Source organism: Lactobacillus sp. PSON (assembly GCF_052615405.1).
Window position 1 is genome coordinate 65,076 of the sequence record NZ_JBQXFW010000002.1, and the last position, 13,853, is coordinate 78,928.

At 33.1% G+C, this 13,853-nt stretch carries 11 protein-coding genes; 2 read left to right on the plus strand and 9 right to left on the minus strand.

What is annotated here, in order from left to right:
* The 5 genes from cydC to ACTHPI_RS00785 all read right to left on the minus strand — a co-directional run bounded on the left by cydC (position 1) and on the right by ACTHPI_RS00785 (position 7,427).
* Entirely contained in the window at positions 1-1,749 is a 1,749-nt protein-coding gene (gene cydC / locus ACTHPI_RS00765) for a thiol reductant ABC exporter subunit CydC (RefSeq protein WP_445352275.1), read from the minus strand.
* Positions 1,739-3,457 carry a thiol reductant ABC exporter subunit CydD gene (gene cydD, locus ACTHPI_RS00770; RefSeq protein WP_445352276.1) on the minus strand — a complete coding sequence of 573 codons (1,719 nt, stop codon included), beginning with the start codon at positions 3,455-3,457 and terminating at the stop codon, positions 1,739-1,741. The genes cydC and cydD overlap by 11 nt, the downstream gene beginning before the upstream one ends.
* On the minus strand, positions 3,454-4,473 hold the full coding sequence (cydB, locus tag ACTHPI_RS00775; RefSeq protein ID WP_445352277.1) for a cytochrome d ubiquinol oxidase subunit II: 1,020 nt from the start codon (positions 4,471-4,473) through the stop codon (positions 3,454-3,456). Before cydB ends, cydD begins: the two co-directional genes overlap by 4 nt.
* On the minus strand, positions 4,474-5,904 hold the full coding sequence (locus ACTHPI_RS00780; protein ID WP_445352278.1) for a cytochrome ubiquinol oxidase subunit I: 1,431 nt from the start codon (positions 5,902-5,904) through the stop codon (positions 4,474-4,476).
* Between the two features lie 257 nt (positions 5,905-6,161).
* On the minus strand, positions 6,162-7,427 hold the full coding sequence (locus ACTHPI_RS00785) for an LCP family glycopolymer transferase (RefSeq protein WP_445352279.1): 1,266 nt from the start codon (positions 7,425-7,427) through the stop codon (positions 6,162-6,164).
* 164 nt (positions 7,428-7,591) lie between these two features.
* On the opposite strand from ACTHPI_RS00785, the gene pepF reads away from it, so the two are divergent.
* Together pepF and ACTHPI_RS00795 are read left to right on the plus strand one after the other, a co-directional pair.
* Positions 7,592-9,391 carry an oligoendopeptidase F gene (gene pepF / locus ACTHPI_RS00790; RefSeq protein WP_445352280.1) on the plus strand — a complete coding sequence of 600 codons (1,800 nt, stop codon included), beginning with the start codon at positions 7,592-7,594 and terminating at the stop codon, positions 9,389-9,391.
* A gap of 105 nt (positions 9,392-9,496) precedes the next feature.
* Positions 9,497-9,883, plus strand: a complete 387-nt coding sequence (locus tag ACTHPI_RS00795; RefSeq protein ID WP_445352281.1) for a hypothetical protein — start codon at positions 9,497-9,499, stop codon at positions 9,881-9,883.
* Positions 9,884-10,025: 142 nt separating this feature from the next.
* Here ACTHPI_RS00795 and ACTHPI_RS00800 read toward each other — a convergent pair whose 3' ends face one another.
* The 4 genes from ACTHPI_RS00800 to ACTHPI_RS00815 form a co-directional block, all read right to left on the minus strand.
* A complete protein-coding gene (locus tag ACTHPI_RS00800; RefSeq protein ID WP_445352282.1) occupies positions 10,026-11,258 on the minus strand; it encodes a lactate oxidase in 1,233 nt (410 codons plus the stop codon).
* A 116-nt stretch (positions 11,259-11,374) separates the two neighbouring features.
* Positions 11,375-12,172, minus strand: coding sequence for a metal ABC transporter permease (locus ACTHPI_RS00805; protein WP_445352283.1), 798 nt, complete (start codon positions 12,170-12,172; stop codon positions 11,375-11,377).
* On the minus strand, positions 12,172-12,792 hold the full coding sequence (locus ACTHPI_RS00810) for a metal ABC transporter ATP-binding protein (protein ID WP_445352494.1): 621 nt from the start codon (positions 12,790-12,792) through the stop codon (positions 12,172-12,174). The genes ACTHPI_RS00805 and ACTHPI_RS00810 overlap by 1 nt, the downstream gene beginning before the upstream one ends.
* A 60-nt stretch (positions 12,793-12,852) precedes the next feature.
* Complete coding sequence (locus ACTHPI_RS00815; RefSeq protein WP_445352284.1) at positions 12,853-13,734, minus strand: metal ABC transporter solute-binding protein, Zn/Mn family; 882 nt, start codon at positions 13,732-13,734, stop codon at positions 12,853-12,855.
* Between the last annotated feature and the right edge of the window lie 119 nt (positions 13,735-13,853).

The following is a 13,853-nucleotide window of genomic DNA, read 5'->3' on the forward strand; positions in this document are numbered from 1 at the left end:
TCAAATACCTTGATCGGCTTTTTTTAATTGACGATATCGACTACTTGTCTGCCATAATTCTTTAGGGCTGCCTTGCATTTCAATTTTTCCATCTTCTAGAAAAATCACCTGATTCATCCTATCAATTCCTTGCAAATGGTGCGTTATCCAAATCAAAGTTTTTCCTTTAAGTTCTTTCATAAAGGTATTGATAACTTCTTGTTCCGTAATTGGATCAAGTCCAACAGTTGGCTCATCTAGTAGGACAATTGGATTATCTTTAAGTAAAATCCTTGCCAAGGCCAATCTATGCCGTTCTCCCCCTGAAAAACGCAGCCCTGCTTCATCTACTTCTGTATCAAGTCCATCTGGTAAGTTATCAACCATCTTATCTAGTCCAACTCGACGCAAAACTTGCCAAAGTTCTGTATCTGTAGCTTCTTCATTTCCTAAACGCAAATTATTAGCAATTGTAGTGTTAAAAAGGTAAGGGGTTTGATTAATAACACTAAAGTAATTTGAAATTTGATCACCAAATTCATTAACTTTAATTCCGTTTAATTTAATTGAACCTTCTTGAGGAACAAAATCACCCCGCAAAAGTGATGCAAGTGTTGACTTTCCAGCACCACTTCTACCTAAAATTGCGATTTTTTCTTGATACTTTATCTTTAAGCTAATTCCATTTAATACAGATTGACTAGTTTTAGGATAAGTATAGTGAACATTTTGTAAAGTGATTTCGTATGGAGCTGAGATATTTATTTCTGCTGCTTTTTGATGTTTAGGCATAGGTAAATTATTTAATCTATCTAATGAATCTTTATAAATGTTTGTCTCTTGAGCAGCTACAGGAAGTTGAGCAAAAGCATCTACCATTGGAAATACTGCTAAAACAAACGCTGCAATCCAATTAGTGGCTGGGGTTTTTGCTCCGCCAAATTTTTGCCAGCCCCAAAGAATTAAACTTAAAACAATCAATAAAAACAAAATTTGAAAGCAAAAATCACGCAAACGACCAAATTTATTCATTTTTTGACGAACTTCACGCAATTTCTGAGCATTAGTTTTATGTAAGCTTAAATATTCTTGTCCACGTCCTGAAAGCACCCAGTCAGTAACTCCCATTACATCATCAGTTAAATCAGTATAAAGCTTATCTTGCAGATTCTTTTCATAAGCTTGACGGGCTCCATTTACTACAACTGTCCAAATTGGAATAGCAAAAATCATCAGTCCAAATACCAGTAACATCCAGAGCCCCATCAAGGGAGACAAGATTCCTAAAGCAATTACAATAATTGCATATAGTCCCCATGCAACCATCATTGGAAAAATTGATCGCAAATAAAGATTTTGAATATGACTAATATCATCTGATAATAAACCTAAAATATCACCAAGTTGATATTTACTATTAAAAATAACTGCATCTTGTTCTAGTGAATCATAGAGTTTTTGCCGCAGTTTTGAAGTCATTTTAAAAACCCAATTATGACTAACTAAACGTTCAAAATATCTTACAGTTGGTCTGGCAATTCCAAAGGCCCTAGTTAAAACAATAGGAACATATACCAATAAAATATTTTCTGGCATCGTAGCACTTTTACTTATTAAAAAGCCAGCACAAAACATTAGCCCTGCTCCACAAACATAAGTTACGATTCCTAATAAAATTGCCCAAAACAGTGTTACCCGATAACGTTTTAGAAATGGCTTAATCCAGCGATCTTGTTTTAAAGCTCTAAAAATCGGAAGTTTATTCAACATCTTCATCGCCTCGCATTTCCTTGGTTAATTGAGCAAAATAACCTTTTTCTTTAACTAAATCATCAAACTTGCCCTGTTCTACTAACTCGCCATGATTCATTACAAGGATATAATCCATTTGCTTAAGCCAGTGCAAGCGGTGTGTAGCAAACAAAACTAACCGATTTTCCATCAATGGCAGCATCTGCTTCTTTAAATCAACTTCAGTTTCAATATCTAAGTGAGCAGTTGGTTCATCAAAAATCAAAACTTTACGTTTTTGATCTAAGAAAGCACGCGCTAAAGCAATTCTTTGCGCTTGTCCACCAGAAAGGACTCTTTTTCCTTGTCCAATAACAGTATCTAAGCCATCTGGCAATTCTTTAAGTAAGTTTTCAAGTCCTACAGCCTTAATTGCCTGTTTAATTTCATCATCAGTTGCCTTTGGTGTGTAAAAGGCAATATTTTGACGTAGTGTTTGAGTAAAAACGTATGGATTCTGCGGAATATAAAGCAATTGTTTATGCCAATCAGGAATGTTCATGGTTTTTGATGAATGTCCTTGAATTGTGACTTCTCCACTAGTTGGCGTTAAAAATCCGCTGAGCAAATTTATTAAAGTACTCTTACCTGAGCCACTCATTCCAACAATTCCAATTTTTTCATAACCATGTATTTTCAAAGAAATAGGGCCAATTTCTGAACCTTTTGGATAATTAAAAAGTAAGTTATCTACTTCTAAATTATCATTATCTTGCCATTCATGAATTTCTATTCTTTCTTCTAACTCTGGCTTCTCTTCAAGTAATTCACAAATTTTATGATAAGCATTCTTACCATTCAAAGTAGCATGAAAGTCTCCAGCAAAATTTCTAATTGGTAAAAAGTATTCTGGAGCCAAAATTAAAATTCCTAAAGCTGGAAATAAACTTACTTTTCCATTCAAAAGATCAAACCCTAAATAAACTGCAACTACTGCAATTGAAAGAGTTGTAAAAAAATCAAGTGCAAACGTTGAAAGCATTGCAACACGTAAAACTGCCATGGTTTTTTTACGAAAGTTTTCACTTAAGGTAAAGATACTCTTAGAATATCGTCTACTTAAACCGAGATATTTCAAAGTATCTATTCCACGCAAAGAATCAATAAAATTATTTGATAAAACTTGAAAATTACCAAACTGCTTGATTGCTTTTTCTTGAGCTGCATATCCTAAAATGATCATAAACAAAACAATTAAGGGATACATCACAAGTAAAATAAGCGCAGACTGCCAATTTAAAAACAACATTGCAATAAAAGTTAAAACAGGCACGATCATCATCGTTAAAACTTTACTGAAAGTAAGTTTTATATATTGTCTAACTTCATCAATTCCATCTAAAGCCATAGTAATAAGACTACCTGTACCTTGTTTTTGCACAAGTAAGCGTCCTTCTTGAAAAATTTTATTGAGAAGTTTTTCTCTTAACTTTTCTACTACTACGCTAGAGTAATGGTCTAAGATCTTATCTCTTAACCAATTAATTAACTGTCTCATTATAAAACAGCCTGCAAAAGCTATTAATAAGACTATGTTTAAACTTTTACCAGCCCAAAGAAGTGTCAAAACTGCACTAAGTGAATACGCCTGTCCTATTATGAAAAAGGCTTGCAGAACTTCAAGCACTGCAAGTCTTTTTACAATCGAACTAGCACCAGCAAGCTTAAAAAGCTGTCGATCAATCATTTACTAACCTCGCCAATTCTTGGCATTTCAATACGCTTACGGAAAATCCAATAAGCCCAAATTGTATAAGCCAAAATACATGGTACTAATATTACTGTCGCAATCGTCATTACAACTAATGTATAGTTAGATGAAGATGCTGTTTGAATCATCAAGTCAAAATTACTGCTAATTGATGAAATCATTACTCTTGGGAATAATCCACAGAAGATAAGTGCTACTAATGATACTAAAGTTAATCCACTAAAGGTAAATGCAGCCCCTTGAGCATTTCTGAAAGTTGAAACATGTGCTGCAACTGAAAATCCAACAATTAACGCTAAGCAAATCCAAGTAAGAATTGGATGAACTTGCAAAAAATCAGTTTGGAAAATTAAAAGTAGTGCAAAAATAACTTCACCAACATAAAGTGCCCAATATAAAGCATGAGCATAATTTTGAGCACGTGCACTCATCACACCCTTAGTCTTTAAAGTAATGTAATTAAGACCATGAAGATATGTTAATAACGTTAATGCAATTCCACCAATAATTGAGAACCAATTAAAGTAGTCAAAGAATTGTGCTGACATATTACCTGCAGCATCAATTGGCATCCCCTTAATCATTGAAATAAACATTACACCAAGGAAAAACGGAGCCATAAAGCTACCAAGTGCAAGCATGTTATCCCAAAATGGTTTTTTATAGTTTGGACTTTGTTTACGAAATTCAAATGAAACTCCACGAATAATAAGTCCTACTAAAATTAAAAGTAAAATTAAATAATATCCTGAAAATAAAGTCGCATACCAAAATGGAAACGATGCAAACATTGCTCCACCTGCAGTAATTAACCAAACTTCGTTTCCGTCCCAGACAGGACCAATTGTCTCAATAATTTGAGTACGTTCTTTTTCATTATGAGCAAGTGTAACAACTGCCATTCCTACTCCATAATCAAAGCCATCTAAGAAAAAGAAACCAGAGAATAAAACGCCGATTAAAATAAACCATAGAATTTGAAGAAACGACACTTAAAAGGCCTCCTTTGCAAATGGATCAGTATTCTTGCTATCTTCTGCCATCCATAATTCTTCTGGATCATTATGCAAGTAGCGTACGATTAACGCAATTAAGATAATTGCTAGACTTAAGAATAAGCAGAAGTAAACAATGTTTGATGTAAGAAGGGATGCCACAGAGACATTTGGTGATACACTTTGTGCTGTTGTGAAAATTCCATAAACAGTCCATGGCTGACGACCTAGTTCTGTAATAAGCCATCCACAGGTATTCATAATAAATGGTGCAAAAGTCAAAATTGCAATAATCCATAAACACCAACGATGTTTATATAAACTTTCATGGCCCTTTCTAGTCATAATAAGCCCAACAATTGAAACTAAAGCAAGCAATGTACCGAAGCCAGCCATAAATCTAAATGACCAAAATAATGTATTCACTGGAACATAATAGTCCATTTTTTGACCATCAACTTTAGTACCATATTGTTTCTTCATTTCTTTGTTAAGTTCTTCCATTCCTTTAACTGATCCAGTAGTCTTATGGTAAGAAAGAATACTCAACATATCAGGAATATCAATATTGCCTTTAACTTCATGAGTCTTAGGATCAACAAACGCTATCACGCTCCATGGGGCACGTTTTCCTGTTGTCTTCATTACAGCTTCAGTAGCTGCAAACTTCATTGGTTGTTCATGAACTAAATATCTCATTTGAAGATCACCCATTGTAATGGCACCAAGTGAGAAAATAAGCATTAAAAGCAGACCAAGTCGCATTGTCTTTTTATAAATTGCTCTATTAACTTCTGACAACTTACGTTTTTTAAGTAATTGAAATGCTGCAAGTCCACTAAAAATAGTTGCCCCTGTTAAAAGAGCCCCCATAATTACGTGACCATATTCAAACATTAATTGCTTATTTGCAAGGAGCGCTCCAAAGTTAACCATTACAGCACGACCATTCTTAATAGTGAAACCTACCGGGTGCTGCATAAATGAATTAGCAGTTAAAATCCAGAGAGCTGAAGTCATAGTACCAAATACTACCATCCAGATAAAGAAGAGGTGTAATCCTTTACCAACTTTATTCCAAGTAAAGACCCAAAGGCCAATAAAGGTTGATTCAATAAAGAATGATAATAGAGCTTCAAAGGCAAGCGGAGCTCCAAAAATATCTCCCATAAATCTCGAATAGTCTGACCAATTCATCCCAAATTGAAATTCTTGAATAAGTCCAGTAACAACTCCCACTGCAAAGCTAAGAAGAAAGATATTTCCCCAGAACTTTGTCATTTTTTTATACAGGCTATTACCTGTACTTACATACATCGACTCCATGATAGCAACTATAAACACTGTACCAATAGAAAAAGGTACAAAAAAGAAGTGAAAAATAGTTGTCATCGCAAACTGGAATCGCGCTAAACTAACAATATTCATGTTCACGCCTCCATCAAAACTAACAGGATATTGCTCCTTTCATAGATAACATTTATTATTTATCTTAAGTGTATATCTATATAATAAATCTTTCAAGCATTCAGTAATGCGCTTACATAGCTGTTATTTTTGAGTTATGTTATCACTTACACCCTTTATTGTAACATTCTTGTTAAAATAAAATATTTTTTTATGAATTTATTTTTTATGTAATTTTATTAAAGCAAAAAAGCATTCTATAATGAATGCTTTTTTAACTATTTAAAATCTTTAAATATATTCCACTTTGAATTTTTATTATTTGATGATGAAGAAGTTGATGAAGATGAAGTCGATGATTGTCTTTCACCAGTAAATGATGAAGATGAGGTAGTAGACTTATCAGTTTCAGGCGTATCAGAATCTTCGTTAAAAATCTGATAATTAGTAAAGGCGTTTGGATTAGTCCAATCAATCTTATTACGCTCTTCATTTAATTCATTTTGACGAGTTTCTTCGTTACTCAAAGTTTCTTTTTCTAAGTTTAAATTAGTTCGAATTTTATCAGATGTTTTCTGAAGTTCTTTTGTAGACGCAACTTGAATAGAAGAACCATTGATCCATGCATCATGCCCCTGAATGTATCCACTATCTAAGTTTTTCATACAATTACGATAATTCATTGCTAAGGCAAACATATCATTAAAAGTCAGATTAGTTTTTACATATTTATTGAAAATAGTTACAAGCTCGCGATAATTAGAAATTGTATTAACACTCATAGCTTTTTGTGCAACAGCTTCAATTACTTGTCTTTGACGCAATTGTCTACCGTAATCACCACGTGGGTCTTCTTTTCTCATACGGACATAAGCAACTGCATGGCGTCCATTTAAGTGTTGTTTACCCTTATGAAAATCACACCAATCATAACTAAATGAAAATGGTACTTGAACGTCCACGCCACCTACAGCATTTACTAAGCTCTTTAAAGCTTTCATATTAACTTCTAAATAATAATTGATTGGAACATTCAGCATCGTTGAAACAGTCTTCATAGCAGCTTTACTGCCACCTACTTCGTAAGCTGAATTAACTCGGAACATAAAATATTTATTTCCTGGCTCTCCCAATACATCTACTAAAGTATCACGTGGGATAGAAGTCATTGTCGCTTTATTTTTAGCAGGGTTTGCAGTTGCTAAAATCATGGTATCTGAATTTCCTTGCTCGTGGCGTCCTTCAAGTCCTTGATCAACTCCAAGGACCAATACTGAAATAGGCTGCTTAGCAGCAATTTTTCCACTAGTAGCACTATTGCTACCACTAGCGCTATCAATTGCATTATGCACAGTAAAATACATATGTGCGCCCCATGCAATCCCACAAGACACCATAAATAAAGCAATTACACCAACTAAGCGAGCAAATGTATTTCCATTTTTGTAAGAACTTTCTTTAGCTGCAAAAGCTCGATTGCGGTGCAAATTTAACGATGAATGATTTTTGCGATAATTTTCTCTTTGGCTCGAATTAGGATCCATTCTTTACATCTTTTCCCTTCAAAAGTTGTTTAAGTTCATTTGTATCACTTTTTAATTGACAAAAAAATATTATTGTCAATATTTAATAATAACTTATTTTTTGCTATTTGACTTATACAGATTTAAGATAATAGATATTCAAAAAAGAAAGGAACCATATTATCATGGCATTACCAACTAGAAATGAAGTCCCTGAAGAACTCAAATGGGATTTAAGCCGCATTTTCAAAACTGACGCAGATTGGGAAAAAGCTTATCAATCTGCTAAAACTGACGTTCAAAAGTTAACTAACCTAAAAAGTAAATTTACAGATTCTGCTAAAAATCTTTATGAAGGTATTAAAATAATTCTTACAGTTAAACAAAATATTGAAAAAATTTATGTTTATGCAACGATGTCTAGTGACGTTGACACAGCTAATTCACATTATTTAGCTTATGTTAGCCGTGCCCAAACTTTAGCTAATAACTTTGAAACAACTACTTCATTTATTAATCCAGCAATTTTAGCAGTTTCTGATGAAAAACTTACCTCATATTTCAAAACTGAACCTAAATTACATGAATTTGATCATTTTTTTGACCAAATCTTAAAAAATCGTCCCCATACTTTACCTGCTGAACAAGAAAAGTTAGTCTCAAATGCAGCCGATGCAATGAGTTCTTCTGAAAACACTTTTAATGTTCTTACTAATTCTGATATGGAATATGGATATGTTCAAGATGAAGACGGGGAAATGGTAAAGCTTTCTGACGGACTTTATTCTTTATTAATTCAATCTCAAAATAGACAAGTTCGGAAAATAGCTTTTGATGTACTTTATGCAAGTTATGGACAATTTGAAAACTCTTTGGCATCAACTCTTTCAGGAGTTGTAAAAAAACATAATTATGATGCCTTAGTTCATAACTATGATAGTGCACGAGATGCTTCACTTAGTAAAAATGGTGTCCCTAGTGTTGTATATGACACTTTATTAAAAGAAGTGAATAAAAACCTAAATCTTCTCCATCGCTATGTTGCTTTACGTAAAAAGATATTAGGACTTAAAGACTTACAAATGTGGGACATGTATGTTCCCTTAACTGGTCAGCCACTACTTGAAGTTAAGTTTGAAGATGCCAAAAAAATGGCTAAAGAGGCTTTAGCACCTCTTGGACAGGATTATCTCAGTCACGTTGACTATATATTTAACAATCGAATAATAGATAGCGTAGAAAGCCAAAATAAAGTCACTGGAGCTTATTCAGGTGGATCTTATGATACAGACCCATATGAACTTTTAAATTGGGAAAATACTCTTGATTCACTCTACACTCTAGTTCATGAAACTGGGCACTCTGTTCACTCCTGGTACACTCGAAATTCACAGCCATATGTTTATGGTGATTATCCAATTTTTGTAGCAGAAATTGCTTCAACAACCAATGAAAACATTCTAACTGAATATTTTTTAGATAATATTCAGGAACCACAAGCTAGAGCCTTTATATTAAATCATTATCTAGATTCATTTAAAGGAACACTTTTTAGACAGACACAATTTGCGGAATTTGAACAATTTATTCATGAAGCTGATGCAAAGGGTGAACCTTTAACTAGTGATATTCTTGACAAGTTCTACGGAGAATTAAATCAGCGTTATTATGGAGACAGCGTAACTGCTGGTGGCGATATTGCCAAAGAATGGTCACGAATTCCACATTTTTATTACAACTTTTATGTTTATCAATATGCAACTGGCTTTGCGGCAGCAACAGCTCTTAGTAATAAAATTGTGCATGGCAGTCAACAAGATCTCGACAACTACATCAACTTCCTAAAGGCTGGATCTAGTGACTATCCTGTTGAAATCATGAAAAAAGCTGGCGTGGATATGACTAAAGCTGATTATTTAAAAGATGCATTTAAGACTTTTGAAAAACGTCTTGATGAATTTGAAGATTTAGTTGAAAAGATATAAATTTATGCCCCGGGAAATATTTCTCGAGGCATTTTTTATACTTCATTAATTAAATAGGTTTACAGTTAAGGTGATAGATTCTTAAAAGAAGGGGGGATCTTTATAATGGCTGAAGCTATTAATAAAGCTTTGTTAAGAACAGGGTATAATCTTCACATTGAATTTGAAAAGATAATTGCAGAAATTGAAAAAAATCAACAGCAATGGGCAGAAATAATTGAGCAGCATTTTGATAAATGTCAATATTTGATAAAAGAATATCATAAAGTTGCTTTTGAAATAACTACTCATACTAAACAAAACGGTATTCCCGACTATCTTAAAAATTCAAGCAGCGAAATGTTAGAGATTATGGATAACTTTAATGATGAAATCCTCGATTATGATAATTTTTTAGATAATATTCATCATCCTAAAAATCTTATTATTTTGATACATCAAGTTAATAAAACTAACAATCTGCTAAGAAAACTTAAAAATAAAATCCATTAAGTCATATTTTTTAAACTTTTTTGAAAATTATGCAAATTTTATTTGACTACTTAGCCAACTACAGATATAACATATTAAGGAAAGTAATTTCTCACATCAAAAAACCGTTCCTGCGTTAGGAACGGTTTATTTTTTAGCTAAATTAGTGTTCAGATGCACCACTAGTTGCATCGGCTTGAGAACCTGTTTTGATTTGATTTTCACTAGTTTTTGGATAAGGCTTCATTCTATTAAAAGAAGTATTTGAATCTAAATTATCAGCTGAATAACGGAAATGATCAATTTTAGCATGTTTTATATCTTCAATAGTTTTACAGCCGGTTAATTGCATGTCAATCTTGAGTTCCTTATTAAGCTGCTCAATTGCACTTTCAACACCTTTTGCACCACCTAAAGCTAATGCATAAAGATATGGTCTACCGAAGCCAACCATATCGGCACCAAGTGCTAAAGCCTTAAAAACATGTGAACCCCGTCGTACTCCGCCGTCAAACACAATTGGAACTCGATGATCAACTGCTTTAGCAATACTTGGCAAAACATCAATAGTAGCAGGAGCACCATCAACTTCACGACCACCATGATTTGTTACATAAATACCATCTGCACCTGCACCAATTGCTTTAAAAGCATCTTCAGCACATTCAACACCCTTTACAATAACTGGTAAGCCAGTTGCTTCCTTAATTCTTCTTACATCTTCTGGGCCAATTTTTTGAGCACTAGCAGCATACATTTGAGCTACACTTTGTCCTTTTCCTTTTGCTCCCATATATTCTTGGAAAAATGCTAATGGAACTGGATAAGTAAAATGAGTTCTAATATTTGCTTCACGATAACCTGATACTAATGCATCAACTGTTAAAAATATGCCCTTATAACCAGCCTTTTTAATTTCATCAAAAACCATTTCATTAAATTTCCAATCCTTACTTAAATATAATTGGAAAAATCTAGGAGCATTTGGAGCTGCTTTTGCAATATCAGCTACACTCTTATTTGCATATGTACTTGATGAAAAAAGTGCTCCTGCAGCAGCTGCACCTTTTTGAGTAGCAACTTCTGCGTCCATATGAGCAATTCCATGACAAGCAATAGGTGAAATCATAACTGGGGTCTTTAATTTCATCCCCATAAATTCCGTATCTAAAACAGGATCTTGCATATCAGTTAATGCCCGTGGAACAATTTGATAATGATTAAATGCAGTGGTGTTATTGCGCCAAGTCCATTCATTTTCTGCACCTGATGCAATATAATAATATGCTCCTTCTGGCATTACTTTTTTAACATCTTGTTCTAACTGATCCAAATTAACCATATGTAAGTATTGATCTTTATCGCTTTGCGGAAAACCTTCATAATAGTGTGTCATACAAGTTCCTCCCATTTTTTATAAACCTATGTATCACTTCTATTATACTAGTAACCGTTTACATTTGTTAATATAAAAACTTATAGAAAAAACCAGGTCAATTGACCTGGTTAAAATTATAATTTATGTCTAATAATATGAACAAAGTAAGTAGTGAGATAGATAACTACTTCAATCAATGAAATGAAGAATGTTACTGGCCAATTAGTTATAAAGCCTAAATATAACCCCAGCCACACACCAAACAAAGCAATTCCTACTGACCATGCAATCATTGCAGGGATAGTTTTACCAATATAGCGTGCAGTAGAAGATGGTAAAGTTAATAAAATAAACACTAACAATGATCCAACAATTTGAGAACCAATTGAAACTGACATAGCAAGTGCTACTAAGAATACTACTCCAATAATACCAGTTTTAATTCCATGAGCTAAAGCACCCACATGGTCAAAAGAATCAAAGTTAAGTTGATTTTGAACAATAAATATCAATAATAAAACAATAATTGATAAAATTACCAACTGAATTACACCATGTTTATCTACACCAATAATACTACCAAATAAAATACTAGTGGCGTAACGACTATTAGAATTAGAAATCGCTAAAAATAATACCCCTAATCCAATAAATAAAGCTGAAATAGCACTAATTGAACTTTCTTTTTGATCACTATGCATAGAAAGTTCACCTACTCCAATTGAGCCAAGTAAAGTAAAAAATAGCATTCCCCATAAAGGTGCCATATTTAAAAATACCGCAAAAGCTGCCCCAGCAAATCCTATTTCAGATAACGTATGAGCTAAAAAACTAAAGTTTCTAGCAACAACATATACTCCTACTACCCCACATGTGATAGCGATAAAGGTGCTGGCCAAGAAGGCATAACGCATAAATTCAAATTGAAACATTATTCGTAATCCCCCTCAAACTGACTCATTTTTCCTTGTTTTATACTACCATGATTTAAATAAAGATATTCCTTCATATATTTTCGTGCAAGTGGTACATCATGTGTTACAAATAATACCGTAATATTATGTTCCTCATTCAGGTGTTGAATTAAGCTCATTAACTCTTCTTTAGCAGCTGGATCCAAACTAGCCGTAGCTTCATCCAAGATAATCATATTAGGTTCATCAAACAAAGCTTGTGCTAAGTATGCGCGTTGTTTTTGACCACCAGAAGCTTCACCCATTCGAGTATTTTGAATACTTAATAAGTTAGTTTCTTCTAATTCTTGATTAATTCTTGCTCTAATTTTTCTTGTTTTAAAAAGAGGTGCATTTAAACCTACAAAAGCCTTTATCGACAATGGATATTCTGCATCAATATTTCTAAATTGCGGTACATAGCCCAGCTTAATTCCATTTTCAAATTTAAAACTTCCGCTAGTTGGAACCAACAACTTCATCAAAATATTAATTAAAGTAGTCTTCCCTGTTCCATTAGGACCCAGAAGAGCTGTCATTGACCCTTCTTTTAAGTTAAAACTTAAATCTTTAAAAATAGTCTTAGTATCGAATCTCATCGTGAGGTCTTTAACCTCTAAGACATTTTTCACTTCAAATCACCCTTTTTTCTTTACATATCATTTTTTAGAAATATTCGCTAAATTATTATAATTTTGTCTCATCCAATCAAGATAAGTAGTATTATCTGGAATAGTTTCTCGAACGTTTAATACAGGAATATCATTTTTCTTCGCAAGCTTTACAAAAGTATTAACCGTAGAACTACTTGCTTGAGTATTATTTACAAAGAAAGCAATTTTCTTATTATTAATTTCATTAGTCATTTGGTTAATAGTCTTCGGACTTGGATCAGTACCATTTTCAACTGCTTCTTCAAATGACTTATCTCCTATTCTATATCCAGCTTCCTTAAGAGCATAATCAAAAACCGGCTCACTTACAAAGACTGGCTTACTATCTTTACCATCAATTGATTTAGCGGTTTTCTTAATTTGATTAATTTTTGCTAGATACTTATCACCATTTTTCTTAAAGTAAGAAGCATGTTTTTTATCTAACTTTGATAAACGTTTAACTAAATAATCTACATACTTAGTTGGCATAGATAGATTATACCAAATATGTGGATTGTCACCCTTTTTCAAGTTCATTAAATCTTCACCAACAGAAACTGGCTTCTTAGATACGGAACTAGCAAGTTTGTTCATCCAATCGTCATAACCTAAGCCATTTTCTACAATAATATTAGCATTGGCTACTTTTTTTGCATCAGCTGTAGTTGGTTCAAAGTCATGAGGGTCAACACTAGACTTAGTAATAATAGCTTGTGCAGTACCATATTTTCCGACAACATTCTTTGCAATATCTGAATAAACATTAGTAGTTGTCACGATATTAATTTTTCCATTATTTGCTTTCTGATTTTGACCACAAGCTGAAAGTACTATGGTAGCAAAACCAGCCACAGTTATAAAAGACAATAATTTTTTAAATTTCATTTTTAATTCTCCATATTTCTTTTCCAATTTAGAATCGTTTTAATTTAGAAAAAGCCTTTATTTTTCTAAATTAACTTTAGAATATCGTTCTAATTTAGAATTGTCAACTCATTTTCTAA